Annotated in this window: 23 protein-coding genes; all 23 read left to right on the plus strand. The window is 59.8% G+C overall.

Annotated elements, in window-relative coordinates; genetic code table 11:
• The first annotated feature begins 13 nt into the window (after positions 1-13).
• The 23 genes from rpoC to rplR all read left to right on the plus strand — a co-directional run bounded on the left by rpoC (position 14) and on the right by rplR (position 16,740).
• Positions 14-4,213, plus strand: a complete 4,200-nt coding sequence (gene rpoC, locus ACZ41T_RS12080; RefSeq protein ID WP_464921639.1) for a DNA-directed RNA polymerase subunit beta' — start codon at positions 14-16, stop codon at positions 4,211-4,213.
• Positions 4,214-4,380: 167 nt separating this feature from the next.
• Positions 4,381-4,758, plus strand: a complete 378-nt coding sequence (rpsL, locus tag ACZ41T_RS12085) for a 30S ribosomal protein S12 (RefSeq protein ID WP_011310913.1) — start codon at positions 4,381-4,383, stop codon at positions 4,756-4,758.
• A 44-nt stretch (positions 4,759-4,802) separates the two neighbouring features.
• Positions 4,803-5,273 carry a 30S ribosomal protein S7 gene (gene rpsG, locus ACZ41T_RS12090; RefSeq protein WP_464921640.1) on the plus strand — a complete coding sequence of 157 codons (471 nt, stop codon included), beginning with the start codon at positions 4,803-4,805 and terminating at the stop codon, positions 5,271-5,273.
• Positions 5,274-5,304: 31 nt separating this feature from the next.
• Entirely contained in the window at positions 5,305-7,395 is a 2,091-nt protein-coding gene (gene fusA, locus ACZ41T_RS12095) for an elongation factor G (RefSeq protein ID WP_464921641.1), read from the plus strand.
• A gap of 41 nt (positions 7,396-7,436) precedes the next feature.
• Entirely contained in the window at positions 7,437-8,627 is a 1,191-nt protein-coding gene (tuf, locus tag ACZ41T_RS12100) for an elongation factor Tu (RefSeq protein WP_464921642.1), read from the plus strand.
• A 10-nt stretch (positions 8,628-8,637) separates the two neighbouring features.
• Positions 8,638-8,946: a 30S ribosomal protein S10 gene (gene rpsJ / locus ACZ41T_RS12105; RefSeq protein WP_464921643.1), complete on the plus strand. Its 309-nt coding sequence runs from the start codon at positions 8,638-8,640 to the stop codon at positions 8,944-8,946.
• Between the two features lie 124 nt (positions 8,947-9,070).
• Entirely contained in the window at positions 9,071-9,715 is a 645-nt protein-coding gene (gene rplC / locus ACZ41T_RS12110) for a 50S ribosomal protein L3 (protein WP_464921644.1), read from the plus strand.
• The gene (gene rplD, locus ACZ41T_RS12115; RefSeq protein ID WP_464921645.1) at positions 9,715-10,332 is read left to right on the plus strand and encodes a 50S ribosomal protein L4; all 618 of its coding nucleotides are present in this window, start codon (positions 9,715-9,717) and stop codon (positions 10,330-10,332) included. The genes rplC and rplD overlap by 1 nt, the downstream gene beginning before the upstream one ends.
• Positions 10,332-10,637, plus strand: a complete 306-nt coding sequence (rplW, locus tag ACZ41T_RS12120) for a 50S ribosomal protein L23 (protein ID WP_464921646.1) — start codon at positions 10,332-10,334, stop codon at positions 10,635-10,637. Before rplD ends, rplW begins: the two co-directional genes overlap by 1 nt.
• 11 nt (positions 10,638-10,648) lie before the next feature.
• Positions 10,649-11,476, plus strand: a complete 828-nt coding sequence (rplB, locus tag ACZ41T_RS12125; protein WP_464921647.1) for a 50S ribosomal protein L2 — start codon at positions 10,649-10,651, stop codon at positions 11,474-11,476.
• Between the two features lie 15 nt (positions 11,477-11,491).
• On the plus strand, positions 11,492-11,767 hold the full coding sequence (gene rpsS, locus ACZ41T_RS12130; protein ID WP_464921648.1) for a 30S ribosomal protein S19: 276 nt from the start codon (positions 11,492-11,494) through the stop codon (positions 11,765-11,767).
• A 10-nt stretch (positions 11,768-11,777) separates the two neighbouring features.
• The gene (gene rplV, locus ACZ41T_RS12135; RefSeq protein ID WP_464921649.1) at positions 11,778-12,107 is read left to right on the plus strand and encodes a 50S ribosomal protein L22; all 330 of its coding nucleotides are present in this window, start codon (positions 11,778-11,780) and stop codon (positions 12,105-12,107) included.
• A 9-nt stretch (positions 12,108-12,116) separates the two neighbouring features.
• Positions 12,117-12,821 carry a 30S ribosomal protein S3 gene (rpsC, locus tag ACZ41T_RS12140; protein ID WP_464921650.1) on the plus strand — a complete coding sequence of 235 codons (705 nt, stop codon included), beginning with the start codon at positions 12,117-12,119 and terminating at the stop codon, positions 12,819-12,821.
• On the plus strand, positions 12,805-13,221 hold the full coding sequence (gene rplP / locus ACZ41T_RS12145) for a 50S ribosomal protein L16 (RefSeq protein WP_464921651.1): 417 nt from the start codon (positions 12,805-12,807) through the stop codon (positions 13,219-13,221). Before rpsC ends, rplP begins: the two co-directional genes overlap by 17 nt.
• A 3-nt stretch (positions 13,222-13,224) precedes the next feature.
• Positions 13,225-13,419: a 50S ribosomal protein L29 gene (rpmC, locus tag ACZ41T_RS12150; RefSeq protein WP_464921652.1), complete on the plus strand. Its 195-nt coding sequence runs from the start codon at positions 13,225-13,227 to the stop codon at positions 13,417-13,419.
• Entirely contained in the window at positions 13,416-13,679 is a 264-nt protein-coding gene (gene rpsQ, locus ACZ41T_RS12155; protein WP_464921653.1) for a 30S ribosomal protein S17, read from the plus strand. Before rpmC ends, rpsQ begins: the two co-directional genes overlap by 4 nt.
• Before the next feature lie 183 nt (positions 13,680-13,862).
• Positions 13,863-14,231, plus strand: a complete 369-nt coding sequence (rplN, locus tag ACZ41T_RS12160; RefSeq protein ID WP_464921654.1) for a 50S ribosomal protein L14 — start codon at positions 13,863-13,865, stop codon at positions 14,229-14,231.
• 9 nt (positions 14,232-14,240) lie between these two features.
• Positions 14,241-14,564, plus strand: a complete 324-nt coding sequence (gene rplX, locus ACZ41T_RS12165; protein WP_464921655.1) for a 50S ribosomal protein L24 — start codon at positions 14,241-14,243, stop codon at positions 14,562-14,564.
• A gap of 2 nt (positions 14,565-14,566) precedes the next feature.
• A complete protein-coding gene (rplE, locus tag ACZ41T_RS12170; RefSeq protein WP_464921656.1) occupies positions 14,567-15,106 on the plus strand; it encodes a 50S ribosomal protein L5 in 540 nt (179 codons plus the stop codon).
• A gap of 7 nt (positions 15,107-15,113) precedes the next feature.
• Positions 15,114-15,419, plus strand: coding sequence for a 30S ribosomal protein S14 (rpsN, locus tag ACZ41T_RS12175; RefSeq protein WP_464921657.1), 306 nt, complete (start codon positions 15,114-15,116; stop codon positions 15,417-15,419).
• Positions 15,420-15,431: 12 nt separating this feature from the next.
• Positions 15,432-15,827 (plus strand): 30S ribosomal protein S8, encoded by a 396-nt coding sequence (rpsH, locus tag ACZ41T_RS12180; RefSeq protein ID WP_464921658.1) that lies wholly within the window; start codon positions 15,432-15,434, stop codon positions 15,825-15,827.
• Positions 15,828-15,839: 12 nt separating this feature from the next.
• Entirely contained in the window at positions 15,840-16,370 is a 531-nt protein-coding gene (rplF, locus tag ACZ41T_RS12185; protein ID WP_464921659.1) for a 50S ribosomal protein L6, read from the plus strand.
• A gap of 16 nt (positions 16,371-16,386) precedes the next feature.
• A complete protein-coding gene (gene rplR, locus ACZ41T_RS12190; protein ID WP_464921660.1) occupies positions 16,387-16,740 on the plus strand; it encodes a 50S ribosomal protein L18 in 354 nt (117 codons plus the stop codon).
• The last annotated feature ends 2 nt before the right edge of the window (positions 16,741-16,742 follow it).

Below are 16,742 nucleotides of genomic sequence, written 5' to 3' on the forward strand. Positions count from 1 at the left end.
TGAGGACACAGCCATGAAAGCACTGTTGGATCTATTCAAGCAGGCCACCCACGAGGAAGAGTTCGACGCCATCAAGATTGGCCTGGCGTCGCCGGAGAAAATCCGCTCCTGGTCGTACGGCGAAGTGAAGAAGCCGGAGACCATCAACTACCGTACCTTCAAGCCGGAGCGCGACGGCCTGTTCTGCGCCAAGATTTTCGGTCCGGTGAAGGACTACGAATGCCTGTGCGGCAAGTACAAGCGCCTGAAGCACCGTGGCGTGATCTGCGAAAAGTGCGGCGTCGAAGTCACGCTGTCCAAGGTGCGCCGCGAGCGCATGGGCCACATCGAGCTGGCCTCGCCGGTCGCCCACATCTGGTTCCTGAAGTCGCTGCCCAGCCGTCTCGGCATGGTGCTCGACATGACGTTGCGCGACATCGAGCGCGTGCTCTATTTCGAAGGCTTCATGGTGGTCGAGCCCGGCATGACGCCGCTCAACCGCGGCCAGTTGCTGACCGAGGAAGACTACCTCGCCAAACTGGAAGAATACGGCGATGAATTCAAGGCGCTGATGGGTGCGGAAGCCGTGCGCGAATTGCTGCGCTCGCTTGACCTGCATACCACCGTGGAAAGCCTGCATGCGGAAATCAACAAGACCAGTTCCGACACCAAGCTGAAGAAGCTGTCGAAGCGGCTGAAGATCCTCGAAGGTTTCCAGAAGTCCGGCATCAAGCCCGAGTGGATGATCCTCGAAGTACTGCCGGTGCTGCCGCCCGAACTGCGTCCGCTGGTGCCGCTGGACGGTGGTCGTTTCGCCACCTCCGACCTCAACGACCTCTACCGCCGCGTCATCAACCGCAACAACCGGCTCAAAAGGCTTCTTGAACTGAAGGCGCCGGAAATCATCGTGCGCAACGAAAAGCGCATGCTGCAGGAAGCGGTTGATTCGCTGCTCGACAACGGCCGTCGCGGCAAGGCGATGACCGGCGCCAACAAGCGCCCGCTGAAGTCGCTGGCCGACATGATCAAGGGCAAGAGCGGCCGCTTCCGCCAGAACCTGCTGGGCAAGCGCGTCGACTACTCCGGCCGTTCCGTCATCGTGGTGGGCCCCTATTTGAAGCTGCATCAGTGTGGCCTGCCCAAGAAGATGGCGCTGGAACTGTTCAAGCCCTTCATTTTCCACCGCCTCGAAGTGCTGGGGCTGGCGACCACGATCAAGGCTTCCAAGAAGATGGTGGAAGACGAAGAGCCGATCGTGTGGGATCTGCTGGAAGACGTCATCCGCGAGCATCCGGTGATGCTGAACCGCGCGCCGACGCTGCACCGCCTGGGCATCCAGGCGTTCGAGCCGGTGCTGATCGAAGGCAAGGCGATCCAGCTGCACCCGCTGGTGTGCGCCGCCTTCAACGCCGACTTCGACGGCGACCAGATGGCCGTTCACGTGCCGCTTTCACTGGAAGCGCAGACCGAAGCCCGCACCCTGATGCTGGCATCGAACAACGTGCTGTCGCCCGCCAACGGCGAGCCGATCATCGTGCCGTCGCAGGACATCGTGCTGGGCCTGTATTACATGACGCGCGAGAAGATCAACGCCAAGGGCGAAGGTATGTTGCTTGCCGACGTCACCGAAGCGCGCCGCGCCTATGACACCCGCGAGGCGGAACTGCACGCCCGCGTCACGGTGCGCATCAAGGAAGTGACCCTGGACGAGAACAGGAACCGGGTCGAGACCGTCAAGCGGGTGGAAACCACGCTCGGGCGCGCGCTGCTGTCCGAAATCCTGCCGCCGGGTCTGCCGTTCAGCTTCATCGACAAGGCATTGAAGAAAAAGGAAATTTCGAAACTGATCAACGCCAGCTTCCGCCGCTGCGGCCTGCGCGAGACGGTGATTTTCGCCGACAAGCTGATGTACACCGGCTTCACCTTCGCCACCCGTTCGGGGATGTCGATTGCGGTCAAGGACATGCTGATCCCCGGCGAGAAGGGCCAGATCCTGGGCGCCGCAGAAGCCGAGGTGAAGGAGATCGAGTCGCAGTACACCTCGGGTCTGGTGACCCAGGGCGAACGCTACAACAAGGTGGTCGACATCTGGGGCCGCGCGGGGGATGCCGTGGCCAAGGCGATGATGGGACAGCTGGGCGGCGAGAAGGTCATTGACCGCAACGGCAAGGAAGTCACCCAGGAGTCGTTCAACTCGATCTACATGATGGCCGACTCGGGCGCGCGCGGCTCCGCGGCGCAGATTCGCCAGCTGGCCGGCATGCGCGGCCTGATGGCGAAACCGGACGGCTCCATCATCGAGACCCCGATCACGGCGAACTTCCGCGAAGGCCTGAACATGCTTCAGTACTTCATCTCGACCCACGGCGCTCGCAAGGGCCTCGCCGATACCGCGCTGAAGACCGCGAACTCCGGCTATCTGACGCGCCGTCTGGTCGACGTGACGCAGGATCTGGTGGTGACCGAGGACGATTGCGGCACCAGGAACGGCCTGGCGGTGAAGGCGCTGGTCGAGGGCGGTGAAGTCGTGGAAGCGTTGCGCGAGCGGATTCTCGGCCGCGTGGCTGCCAGCGATATCATCCATCCCGACACCCAGGAAACCGTGTTCGAGGCCGGTACGCTGTTGGTGGAGGACGTTGTCGATACCATCGAATCGCTCGGCCTCGACGAAGTCAAGGTGCGCACCCCGCTGACCTGCGAAACGCGTTACGGCCTGTGCGTCAAATGCTATGGCCGCGACCTCGGCCGCGGCTATCTGGTCAACGTCGGCGAAGCGGTCGGTGTGATCGCCGCGCAGTCGATCGGCGAGCCGGGCACCCAGCTCACCATGCGGACCTTCCACATCGGCGGTGCCGCTTCGCGTGCCGCGGCAGCGAGCCAGCTCGAGGCCAAGTCGAACGGCACGGTGCAGTACACCGCCACCATGCGCTACGTGACCAACGCGCGCAAGGAGCCGGTGGCGATTTCGCGCAGCGGCGAAATCATCATTGCGGACGACAGCGGTCGCGAGCGCGAGCGTCAGAAGGTACCCTACGGCGCGACGCTGATGGTGACCGACGGCGCCAGGATCAAGGCCGGCACCGTGCTGGCGACCTGGGATCCGCATACCCGTCCGATCATTACCGAGTACGCCGGGCGCATCCGCTTCGAGAACATCGAGGAAGGCATCACCGTGGCCAAGCAGCTCGACGACGTCACCGGCCTGTCGACGCTGGTGGTGATCGATCCCAAGCGCAAGGCCAGCAGCGCCGCCAAGGGCCTGCGCCCGCAGGTCAAGCTGCTGGACGAGAGCGGGAATGAAGTCAAGATCGCGGGCACCGAGACGCTGGTCAATATCACCTTCCAGATCGGCTCCATCATTACCGTGAAGGATGGCCAGGACGTGGCGGTGGGCGACGTGATCGCGCGTATTCCGCAGGAAACGTCGAAGACCCGTGACATTACCGGTGGTCTGCCGCGCGTGGCCGAGCTGTTCGAGGCGCGTTCGCCGAAAGATGCCGGTGTGCTGGCGGAAGTCACCGGAACCGTATCGTTCGGTAAGGACACCAAAGGCAAGCAGCGTCTGGTGATCACCGACCCGGACGGCGAGCCGCATGAATATCTGATCACCAAGGAAAAACATGTGACGGCGCACGACGGCCAGATCGTGCAGAAGGGTGAAATCATCGTCGACGGCCCGGTTGACCCGCATGACATCCTGCGCTTGCGTGGGGTGGAAGCGCTGGCGCGTTACATCACCGACGAAGTGCAGGACGTCTACCGCCTGCAGGGGGTGAAGATCAACGACAAGCACATCGAGGTCATCGTGCGCCAGATGCTGCGTCGCGTCACCGTGACGGATCCGGGTGCCACCGGCCTCATCCCCGGCGAGCAGGTCGAGCGCTCGGAAGTGCTGCAGATCAACGACGACATGGCGGCGGCGGGCAAGGAACCGGCAATCTACGATCCGATCCTGCTCGGTATCACCAAGGCATCGCTGTCGACCGATTCGTTCATTTCCGCGGCCTCCTTCCAGGAAACCACGCGTGTGTTGACCGAGGCGGCCATCATGGGCAAACGGGACGAACTGCGCGGCTTGAAGGAAAACGTGATCGTCGGACGCCTGATCCCTGCGGGCACTGGCCTGGCCTACCACAACACCCGGCGCCGCCAGGCAGCCGGGGAAGACTTGGGGGCCGAGCATCTGATCGAAGGCGGGGGCGTGAATCCCGCCGAGAATCAGGAAGTTGCTTGACAGGGGGGAGTCTCCCCCATAGAATCACGCGTCTTTTTCCGGCCATAGGTTTGCCGGGAAGCGCAGGACTGTAGCCCGGGACGGCGCCGCGTTTAAAAAATGCGGTTGGCGCCGTCCCGCTTGTTTTAGAAACGATACGCTTACTTAATTTTTCGGAATTTTTGAACATGCCAACGATTAACCAGCTGATCCGCAAGCCGCGCCAGGCGCCGGTGGAAAAGAGCAAGGTTCCGGCCTTGAAGGCCTGCCCGCAGCGTCGCGGTGTGTGCACCCGTGTGTACACCACGACGCCCAAGAAACCGAACTCCGCTTTGCGCAAGGTGTGCAAGGTCAAGCTCACCAGCGGCTTCGAGGTCATCAGCTACATCGGTGGTGAAGGCCATAACCTGCAGGAGCACTCGGTGGTGCTGGTGCGCGGCGGCCGGGTCAAGGATTTGCCGGGCGTGCGTTACCACACCGTGCGCGGCAGCCTGGATACCGCCGGCGTGAAGGATCGCAAGCAGTCGCGTTCGAAGTACGGCGCCAAGCGCCCGAAAAAAGCCTGATTCAAAAGCGTCCAACCAGCTTAACTAGATAGAGAGACAGGAATATGCCCCGTCGTCGCGAAGTCCCCAAACGTGAAATCCTGCCTGATCCGAAATTCGGCAATCAGGAGGTTTCGAAATTCATGAACGTCGTCATGTCCAGCGGCAAGAAGTCGGTCGCCGAGCGCATCGTCTACGGCGCATTCGAGCAGATCGTCCAGAAGTCCGGCAAAGACCCCCTGGAGGTGTTCGGGATTGCGCTGAACAACGCTCGTCCCATGGTCGAGGTGAAGAGCCGCCGTGTCGGTGGCGCCAACTACCAGGTGCCGGTCGAGGTGCGTTCGAGCCGCCGTACCGCGCTGGCCATGCGCTGGCTGAAGGATGCGGCGCGCAAACGTGGCGAGAAATCCATGGGCGCCCGTTTGGCGGGCGAATTGCTGGATGCGGCGGAAGGCCGTGGCGGCGCGGTGAAGAAGCGTGAGGAAGTGCATCGTATGGCTGAAGCCAACAAAGCCTTCTCGCATTTCCGTTTCTAATCTCAACGCATAAAATTGGCAGGTAATTAACGTGGCACGCACGACTCCTATTGAGCGCTATCGCAATATCGGCATTTCGGCCCATATTGACGCCGGCAAGACCACCACCACCGAACGCGTCCTGTTTTACACGGGGGTGTCGCATAAAATCGGCGAAGTCCATGATGGCGCGGCCACCATGGACTGGATGGAGCAGGAGCAGGAGCGTGGCATTACGATTACATCGGCTGCGACCACGTGCTTCTGGAAGGGGATGGACGGCAATTTCCCCGAGCATCGCATCAACATCATCGACACACCGGGACACGTCGACTTCACCATCGAGGTGGAGCGTTCCATGCGGGTTCTGGATGGCGCCTGCATGGTGTACTGCGCGGTGGGCGGCGTTCAGCCGCAGTCCGAGACGGTGTGGCGTCAGGCCAACAAATACCGCGTGCCGCGTCTGGCCTTCGTCAACAAGATGGACCGCTCGGGCGCAGACTTCTTCAGGGTCTATGACCAGATGCGTTTGCGCCTGAAGGCCAATCCGGTTCCGCTTCAGGTGCCGATTGGCGCGGAAGAGAAGTTCGAAGGCGTGGTCGATCTGGTTCGCATGAAGGCGATTTACTGGGATGAGGCCAGCCTGGGCATGAAGTTCGACCTGCGCGAGATTCCCGCGGATTTGGTTGAAACGTGTAAAAAATGGCGTGAAGCCATGGTCGAGGCGGCTGCGGAATCATCCGAAGAGATGATGAACAAGTATCTCGAAGAGGGGGATCTGTCCGAGGCCGAGATCATCCTGGGTTTGCGCACGCGCACGATCGCCAGCGAAATCGTCCCGATGATGTGCGGCAGCGCGTTCAAGAACAAGGGTGTGCAGGCGATGCTCGACAAGGTGATCGAGTTGATGCCGGCGCCAACCGACGTTCCCCCGGTGAAGGGCGAGCTGGATAATGGCAGTGAGGGCGCGCGCCGCCCCTCTGATGACGAGAAGTTTTCTGCGCTGGCGTTCAAGGTCGCGACCGATCCCTATGTGGGCCAGTTGATTTTCTTCCGGGTGTATTCCGGCGTGGTCAAATCGGGCGATACGGTTTACAACCCGGTCAAGGGTCGCAAGGAGCGTCTGGGGCGGATTCTGCAGATGCACGCCAACCAGCGTGAAGAAATCAAGGAAGTGCGGGCGGGCGACATCGCCGCAGCGGTCGGCCTCAAGGATGTCACAACGGGTGATACGCTGTGCGACATGGCTGACCCGATCACGCTTGAGCGGATGATTTTCCCCGAGCCGGTGATTCACGTTGCGGTCGAGCCGAAAACCAAGGCCGACCAGGAAAAAATGGGCGTTGCCTTGGGCCGCCTGGCGCAGGAGGACCCATCTTTCCGCGTTCGCACGGATGAAGAGACCGGCCAGACGATCATGTCCGGCATGGGTGAGCTGCACCTGGAAATCCTGGTTGATCGCATGCGCCGCGAGTTTGGCGTCGAGGCCAATGTTGGCGCGCCGCAAGTGGCCTACCGCGAAGCGATCAAGAAGGAAGTCGAGCAGGAAGGCAAGCACGTCAAGCAGTCGGGTGGTAAAGGTCAGTACGGCCATGTCTGGATCAGGATGGGGCCGAATGAAGCAGGCAAGGGCTTTGAGTTCATCGACGCCATCAAGGGCGGCACGGTGCCGCGCGAATACATTCCGGCAGTGGAAAAAGGCTTGCGCGAAGCGCTGAACAGCGGCGTGCTGGCCGGTTTCCCTGTGGTCGACGTCAAGGTCACGTTGTTTGATGGCTCCTACCACGATGTCGACTCGTCCGAGCTGGCATTCAAACTGGCAGCGATCATGGCTTTCAAGGATGGCATGCGCAAGGCGAGCCCGATCCTGCTGGAGCCGATGATGGCGGTGGAAGTGGAAACGCCGGAAGACTACATGGGTGACGTGATGGGCGACTTGAACCGTCGTCGCGGCATCATCCAGGGCATGGACGATGTCGGTGGCGTCAAGGCGATCAAGGCCGAAGTGCCGCTGGCCGAGATGTTCGGCTACTCCACCGATCTGCGTTCGATGTCGCAAGGTCGCGCGACCTATTCGATGGAATTCAAGCATTACACCGAAGCGCCGAAAAGCGTCGCAGAAGCTGTCATTGCCAAGAAGTGATCTGGCGCCACGAAATAATTTTGATCTCATAGGGTACTGAAATGGCTAAGGAAAAATTCCAGCGGACCAAACCGCACGTAAACGTTGGCACGATTGGTCACGTTGACCACGGCAAGACCACCTTGACCGCGGCGATCACCACCATTTTGTCGAAGAAGTTTGGCGGTGCGGCCAAGAAATACGACGAGATTGACAGCTCGCCCGAAGAGAAGGCGCGCGGCATCACCATCAACACCGCGCACGTCGAGTACGAGACCGCCAAGCGTCACTACGCGCACGTCGACTGCCCGGGCCACGCCGACTACATCAAGAACATGATTACCGGCGCTGCGCAGATGGACGGCGCCATCCTGGTCGTGTCTTCCGCCGACGGCCCCATGCCGCAGACCCGCGAGCACATCCTGCTTGCCCGTCAGGTTGGCGTGCCCTACATCATCGTCTACATGAACAAGGCCGACATGGTCGACGACCCCGAGTTGCTCGAACTTGTTGAAATGGAAGTTCGCGAACTGCTCAGCAAGTACGACTTCCCCGGCGACGACACTCCCATCATCATCGGCAGTGCCCTCAAGGCCCTCGAAGGCGACCAGAGCGACATCGGCGAGCCCAGCATCCTCAAGCTGGCCGACGCGCTCGACTCCTACATCCCCGAGCCCGAGCGCGCCGTTGATCGTCCTTTCCTGATGCCTGTAGAAGACGTCTTCTCCATTTCCGGTCGCGGCACCGTCGTCACCGGTCGTATCGAGCGCGGCGTCGTCAAGGTTGGCGAAGAAATCGAGATCGTCGGCATCGTCCCCACCGTCAAGACCACCTGCACCGGCGTCGAGATGTTCAGGAAGCTGCTGGACCAGGGTCAGGCCGGCGACAACGTCGGCGTCCTGCTGCGCGGCACCAAGCGTGAAGAAGTCCAGCGCGGCCAGGTGCTGGCCAAGCCCGGCTCCATCAAGCCGCACACCAAGTTCAGCGCCGAGATCTACGTGCTGTCCAAGGACGAAGGCGGTCGTCACACCCCGTTCTTCAACGGCTACCGTCCGCAGTTCTACTTCCGCACCACCGATGTCACCGGCAGCATCGAATTGCCGGCCGGCACCGAGATGGTGATGCCTGGCGACAACGTCAGCATCAAGGTATCGCTGATCCAGCCGATCGCCATGGACGAAGGTCTGCGTTTCGCCATCCGCGAAGGCGGCCGCACCGTCGGTGCCGGCGTTGTTGCCAAGATCGAAGAATAAGGTTCATACCATGCAAAGCCAGAAAATCCGCATCCGCCTGAAGGCGTTTGACTACAAACTGATCGACCAGTCTGCGCTCGAAATCGTGGAAACGGCCAAGCGCACCGGCGCCGTGGTCAAAGGCCCGATTCCGCTGCCGACCTCGATCGAGCGTTTTGACGTGCTGCGTTCGCCGCACGTCAACAAGACGTCGCGCGACCAGTTCGAAATCCGCACCCATCGCCGTCTGATGGACATCATGGACCCCACCGACAAAACGGTTGATGCCCTGATGAAGCTGGATCTGCCTGCCGGCGTCGACGTCGAAATCAAGTTGTAAAAAGTGGGCGGCGTGGGTATAATGCCGCCCCTTCAGCTGTATCAATAGTCGCCGGTCAATTGTAATCGGCACCTACAACCCTTGTCAGCGGCTCCGGCTGCCGGCTTGAGATAGGAAATATAAAATGAGTATCGGGCTCGTTGGCCGCAAGGTCGGCATGACCCGCATTTTCACTGAGAGCGGTGCGTCCGTTCCGGTGACGGTGCTGGAAATGTCCAACAATCGTGTGACGCAGGTGCGCACGCCAGAAAATGACGGCTATTCCGCCGTGCAGCTCGCTTATGGCAGCCGCCGCAATAGCCGTGTCAATAAAGCACAGGCCGGTCACTTCGCCAAGGCGGGCGTCGATGCGGGTGAGCTCATGCGTGAGTTCCGCGTCTCCGCCGAGGAGGCGGCGCAATATCAGCCGGGTGCCGCCGTTTCGGTCGAACTGTTCCAGGCCGGGCAAAAAGTCGATGTGACCGGGGTAACCCAGGGCAAGGGCTTTGCAGGCACCATCAAGCGCCACAACTTCAAGTCGCAGCGTGCCACGCACGGCAACTCGCGTTCGCACAACGTGCCGGGTTCCATCGGTATGAACCAGGATCCGGGCCGGGTGTTTCCGGGCAAGCGCATGTCGGGCCATATGGGCGCGGTGACCTGCACCAAGCAGAATCTTGAAGTCGTGCGCGTCGATGCGGAGCGCGGGCTGGTGTTGTTGAAGGGGGCCGTTCCGGGTTCCAAGGGTGGTCATGTGGTGGTGCGCCCGGCTGTGAAGGGAGGTGCCTGATGGATTTGACCGTCATTAATGAACAGGGCCAGCAGATTTCCAGTCTGGCTGCCGCCGACGAAACTTTTGGTCGCGACTACAACGAGGCGCTGGTGCACCAGGTGGTGACCGCGTTCCAGGCGAATGCGCGCAGCGGTAATCGTGCGCAGCAAACGCGTGCCGAAGTGAGCGCGTCCACGCACAAGCCGTGGCGTCAAAAAGGCACCGGCCGTGCACGTTCCGGCCGCACCTCGAGCCCGATCTGGCGCGGGGGTGGTGTCACCTTCCCGAACAAGCCCAACGAAAACTTCACGCACAAGGTCAATCGCAAGATGTATCGCGCTGGCCTGGCGGCCATCCTGTCGCAGCTGGCCCGCGACGGCAAGATCAAGGTGGTGGAAAGCCTGGGCATCGAATCGCCCAAGACCCGGTTGCTTGCCGACAAGCTGAAGTCGATGGGGTACGGCAAGGTCATGATTATTGCGGACAACGTGGATGACAACCTGTGGCTGTCGTCGCGCAATCTGCCGAATGTCTACGTGGTCGAGCCGCATCAGGCCGATCCGTGGAGCCTGGTCAAATTCGGTAACGTATTGATCACCAAGGCGGCGGTCAAGCAGTTTGAGGAGATGGTGTAATGGGTGCGATCAGTCAAGAGCGTTTGCTCAAAGTCATTCTCGCGCCGGTGATCTCCGAAAAAAGTACGCGCATGGCCGACAAGCTGAATCAGGTTGTTTTTCGTGTGTTGCCCGATGCCACCAAGCAGGAAATTGGCGCAGCCGTTGCCAGCCTGTTCAAGGTCGAGGTTACGGGTGTGCAAGTGCTGAACGTCAAGGGCAAGGTCAAGCGCTCCGGCCGTGTCACGGGTCGCCGTGACAACTGGAAGAAAGCGTATGTCACCCTGAAGCCGGGTCAGGACATCGACTTCGCGTCCGGTCTGTAAGGGAGAAAATCATGGCACTGATTAAAGTTAAACCTACCTCTGCCGGGCGTCGTGCGCTCGTCAAGGTTGTTACCGCCGGCCTGCACAAAGGCGCGCCGTTCGCAGCACTGCTCGAGCCGAAGAAGCGCGGTTCGGGCCGCAATAACAATGGCCATATCACAGTGCGCCACAAGGGCGGTGGCCACAAGCAGCATTACCGCGTGGTGGACTTCCGCCGCAACAAGGATGGCATCCCCGCCAAGGTCGAGCACATCGAATATGACCCCAACCGTTCGGCGCATCTGGCATTGCTGTGCTATGCCGATGGCGAACGGCGCTACATCATTGCGCCGCGCGGCATTGCGGTGGGTGCGCAGCTGGTGAATGGGATCGAAGCGCCGATCAAGGCGGGCAACTGCATGCCGCTGCGCAGCATCCCGGTCGGCAGCACGGTGCATTGCGTCGAGATGATGCCTGGCAAGGGTGCGCAGATCGCGCGTTCCGCCGGCACCTCGGTGCAGCTGTTGGCGCGTGAGGGCAGCTATGCGCAGTTGCGTCTGCGCTCGGGTGAGATCCGCAAGGTACACGTTGACTGTCGCGCCACGCTCGGCGAGGTGGGCAACGAGGAGCACAGCCTGCGTTCGATCGGCAAGGCGGGTGCAAGCCGCTGGCGTGGCATCCGTCCCACCGTGCGCGGTGTGGTGATGAACCCGTGCGATCACCCGCATGGCGGCGGCGAAGGCCGCACAGCGGCTGGCCGCCATCCGGTCAGCCCGTGGGGCACGCCGACCAAGGGCTATCGTACCCGCAGCAACAAGCGCACCTCCAACATGATCGTCCGCCGCCGCAACGCGCGCTGATAGAGGTAGAAAGATATGGCACGTTCAATTAAAAAAGGCCCTTTCGTCGACGGGCATCTGCTGAAGAGAATTGAAGCCGCTCGCGGCACCAACGACAAGCGCCCGATCAAGACCTGGTCGCGCCGTTCCACCGTGTTGCCCGACTTTATCGGGCTGACGATTGCGGTGCATAACGGGCGTCAGCATATGCCGGTATTCGTGACCGAGAACATGGTCGGCCACAAGCTGGGTGAGTTTTCCCTGACGCGGACCTTCAAGGGTCACGTTGCGGACAAGAAGGCGAAGAGATAAGGAGCGCATGATGGAAGTTTCTGCAATTTTGCGTGGTACGCGTCTGTCCGCACAGAAGGGCCGCCTGGTCGCCGACCAGATTCGTGGCCTGCGCGTGGAGAAGGCGCTGAATCTCCTGGCCTTCAGCCCTAAAAAAGGTGCTGGCATCATCAAGAAAGTGCTTGAGTCGGCGATTGCCAACGCCGAGCACAATGAAGGCGCCGACATCGATACCCTTAAGGTCAAGACGATTCTTGTCGACCAGGGTACGGTGCTGAAGCGTTTTACTGCACGCGCCAAAGGCCGTGGCAACCGTATTACTAAGTCAACCTGTCACATCAGTGTGACGGTTGGGGATTAAGGAAGCGCCATGGGACAAAAAATACATCCGATTGGGTTCCGTCTTGGCGTTCAGCGCATCTGGACGGCAAAATGGTACGGTTCGAACCGCAACTTCTCCAGCACCCTGCTTGAGGATATCAAGGTTCGTGATTATCTGAAAAAGAAGCTCGCCCATGCGTCGGTTTCCAAGGTGGTGATCGAGCGTCCGGCCAAGAATGCGCGCATCACGATATTCAGTGGTCGCCCTGGCGTGGTCATTGGCAAAAAAGGCGAGGACATCGAGGTGCTGCGCGGAGAGCTGGCGCGTTTGATGTCGGTGCCCGTGCACGTCAATATCGAAGAAGTGCGCAAGCCCGAGACCGATGCTCAGATCATTGCTGACGGCATTGCCCAGCAACTTGAAAAGCGTGTGATGTTCCGTCGTGCCATGAAACGTTCCATGCAGAACGCCATGCGTCTGGGTGCGCAGGGCATCAAGATCATGAGTTCCGGGCGTTTGAACGGCGCTGAAATCGCCCGCACCGAATGGTATCGCGAAGGCCGTGTGCCGCTGCACACTCTGCGCGCCATCATTGATTATGGCTTTGCCGAAGCGAAGACCACCTACGGCGTCATCGGTGTCAAGGTATGGGTTTACAAGGGAGACACGCTCGGCCGTGGCGAGGCGCCTGCGGTGGCCGAACAGGAAAAACGCGGCAAGAAACCAGGAGTGAAACATGCTGCAGCCAGCTAGAAGAAAATTCCGCAAGGAACAGAAAGGCCGTAACACCGGTCTGGCCACCCGTGGCGCCAGTGTAAGTTTCGGCGACTTTGGCCTGAAGGCGGTCGGCCGCGGTCGCCTGACTGCGCGTCAGATTGAAGCCGCACGTCGCGCCATGACCCGTCATATCAAGCGCGGCGGGCGCATCTGGATTCGTATTTTTCCGGACAAGCCGATTTCGCGTAAACCGGCCGAAGTCCGGATGGGTAACGGCAAGGGTGCGCCGGAATACTACGTGGCTGAAATTCAGCCAGGCAAGGTGTTGTACGAGATGGATGGCGTGAATGAAGTGCTGGCACGTGAGGCGTTTCGCCTGGCGGCTGCCAAGTTGCCGATCGCGACCACCTTCGTGACCCGCATGATCGGGAGTTGAGTAATGAATACAAATGAAATGCGCGGCAAGAATGCCGCAGAACTGCAGCAGGAACTAGAGTTGCTGTTGCGTGCCCACTTTGCCCTGCGTATGCAGGTGGCCACCCAGCAGTCGAATAAAACTGCCGACCTGGGCAAGTTGCGTCGCGATATTGCACGGGTCAAGACAATTATGCGCGAAAAGGCGGGTCAAGCATGACTGAAGACAAGAAGATGATGCGCACGCTGACTGGGCGTGTGTTGAGCGACAAGATGAACAAGACGGTCACCGTGCTGGTCGAGCGTCGTGTCAAGCATCCGGTTATTGGCAAGATCATTCGCCTGTCCAAAAAATATCACGCCCACGATGAAAACAATGAGTTTCACGAGGGCGACATGGTGCAGATCGAAGAGTCGCGCAAAATGTCGCGTACCAAGGCATGGACAGTGAGCAAGCTGATTGTGCGCGCACGCGTTTAAAGCTTGCGCGAAGCGCAAAGACCCAGTATAATTTCGCGTTTTCCGGTAGTGAGCCGGTTGGTTTTAGTCCGGTTCGCTGGCTCAAGTAGTTCCGCGTATGGCGGAATTTTCTCCCGAACGGGGTCCAAAACTAGCCGCCGCTCTTTTGATTAAAGCGTGGTGGATTAAGTTGGAGGCAATTAAATGATTCAGATGCAGTCCGTATTGGATGTGGCGGACAACACAGGTGCGCGCTCGGTTATGTGCATCAAGGTGTTGGGCGGCAGCCGCCGACGCTATGCAGGTGTGGGTGACATCATCAAGGTCAGCATCAAGGATGCTGCACCGCGCGGTCGCGTGAAAAAAGGCGACGTCTACAACGCTGTTGTGGTCCGCACTGCCAAGGGTGTGCGGCGTCCGGATGGTTCGCTGGTGCGCTTTGACGGCAATGCCGCAGTGCTGTTGAACGCTAAATTAGAGCCGATCGGCACCCGTATCTTTGGGCCGGTTACCCGTGAGTTGCGTACCGAGAAGTTCATGAAGATCGTCTCGCTGGCGCCCGAGGTTCTGTAAGGGGGAGTCATGGCACGAATTCGTAGAAGTGATCAGGTGATCGTTCTTGCCGGAAAAGACAAGGGTAAGCGCAGTGTGGTGCTCAAGGTATTTGACAATGATCATTTGCTCGTTGAGGGCGTGAATCGCGTCAAGAAGCATCAGAAGCCGAATCCCATGCGCAACATTCAGGGTGGGATCGTCGAAAAGGAAATGCCGATTCAGGCTTCCAATGTCGCATTGTTCAATGCCGGCACACAGAAGGCTGATCGCGTGGGGTACAAGGTGCTGGAGGACGGCCGCAAGGTGCGCGTTTACAAGTCCAATGGCGAAATGGTTGACGCACAGGGGTAATCATGGCGCGTTTTCAAGAGTTTTATCGTGAGACGGTGGTGCCCAAGCTGATTGAACAGTTTGGCTACACATCTGTCATGCAGGTTCCGCGTATTCAGAAGATCACCCTTAACATGGGGGTGGGCGAGGCTGTGGCGGACAAGAAGGTGATGGATCATGCGGTGGCGGACATGCGCAAGATCGCCGGCCAGAAGCCGGTTGTCACCAAGTCGAAGAAATCGATCGCGGGTTTCAAGATCCGTGAAAACTACCCCGTTGGCTGCATGGTGACCCTGCGTCACGTGCGGATGTACGAATTTCTGGATCGTCTGGTGACGGTGGCAATTCCCCGTATCCGCGATTTCCGGGGAGTTTCGGGCAAGTCCTTTGATGGCCGTGGCAACTACAACATGGGTGTCAAGGAACAGATTATTTTTCCTGAAATCGAATACGACAAGATTGATGCGTTGCGTGGCATGAACATTACGATCACCACCACCGCCAAGACTGATGATGAAGCGCGAGCCTTGCTTGCCGCCTTCAGTTTCCCGTTCAAGAGTTGAGGTAGGCATGGCCAAGTTATCCTTGATTAACCGCGAAGAAAAGCGCGCGCGCATGGTGAAGAAATATGCTGCCAAGCGTGCTGACCTCAAAGCCGCAATCGCCAGCGTGCGGACCAGCGATGAAGATCGCATGGCAGCCTACAAGGCATTGCAAGAGCTGCCACGCAACTCCAGCCCGGTGCGCCAGCGCAACCGGTGCCAGTTGACGGGGCGCCCGCGCGGCGTGTTCAGCAAGTTTGGCCTGGCGCGCGGCAAACTGCGCGAGTATGCGATGCGGGGCGAAATCCCGGGCATCGTCAAGGCAAGCTGGTAAGGGGTAAACAATATGAGTATGAGTGATCCCATCGCGGACATGCTGACCCGCATCCGTAACGCCCAAGCAGTCGAAAAGATGGCTGTTGCGATGCCTTCTTCCAAGGTCAAAGTGGCTATCGCCAAGGTGCTGAAGGACGAGGGCTACATCGACGATTTTGCCATTCGTGGCGAGGCCGGCAAGCCCGAGCTTGAGTTGCAGCTTAAATATTATGCCGGCCGTCCGGTCATCGAGCGCATCGAGCGAGTTAGCCGGCCTGGTCTGCGCATCTACAAGGGTGCCGAGGATCTGCCGCGGGTGATGAATGGCTTGGGTGTGGCCATTGTATCGACCTCGAGCGGTGTGATGACCGATCGCCATGCCCGCGCCAAGGGCGTGGGTGGCGAAGTCCTGTGCGTGGTTGCGTAAGAGAGAGCGGATATGTCACGTGTAGCCAATAATCCTATTACATTGCCGAAAGGCGTCGAGGTCGCGCTGGGAAGTGTGATCTCGGTCAAGGGTCCGCTCGGTTCGATGAGCCGGGCGGCATCGAGCGATGTCTCGGTCGCGCTCAACGAGGGTGTGCTGACTTTTGCGCCTGTCGGTGGAAGCATCCAGGCGAATGCCATGGCGGGAACCCTGCGTGCGCTGGTCAATAACATGGTGCAGGGTGTTACCAAGGGTTTCGAGAAGAAGCTGTTGCTGGTCGGAGTCGGCTACCGCGCTCAGGCTCAGGGCGACGCGCTCAACCTGACGCTGGGTTTCTCGCATCCCGTTGTGCACAAGATGCCTGCCGGCATCAAGGTCGAGACGCCGACGCAGACTGAAATCCTGATCAAGGGCATTGATCGCCAGGTTGTTGGGCAGGTGGCCGCCGATGTGCGTTCATACCGTCCGCCGGAGCCTTACAAAGGCAAGGGCGTGCGTTATAGCGACGAAGTGGTTATCAAGAAAGAGACCAAGAAGAAGTAAGGCTTAAGGACAGAAAATGAACACCAAGCAATCACGGATTCGCCGAGCGCGCAAAACCCGCGCCAAGATCGCGGCCGTCAAGGCGACTCGCCTGGCAATTCACCGCACCAACAGCCATGTCTACGCCCAGATTATTTCTGCGGACGGGGGCACGGTGATGTGCAGCGCGTCTTCCAACGACAAGGCGCTACGTGCCGGGTTGCCCAATGGCGGTACCGTTGCCGCGGCGACGGCAGTCGGCAAGCACCTGGCTGAAAAGGCCAAAGGTTTGGGTATTGAAAAAGTGGCTTTCGACCGTTCGGGTTTCAAGTTCCATGGGCGTGTGAAAGCCCTGGCAGATGCCGCGCGTGAAGGCGGTTTGGTTTTTTAACG

This window comes from Thiobacillus thiophilus (genome assembly GCF_055378705.1).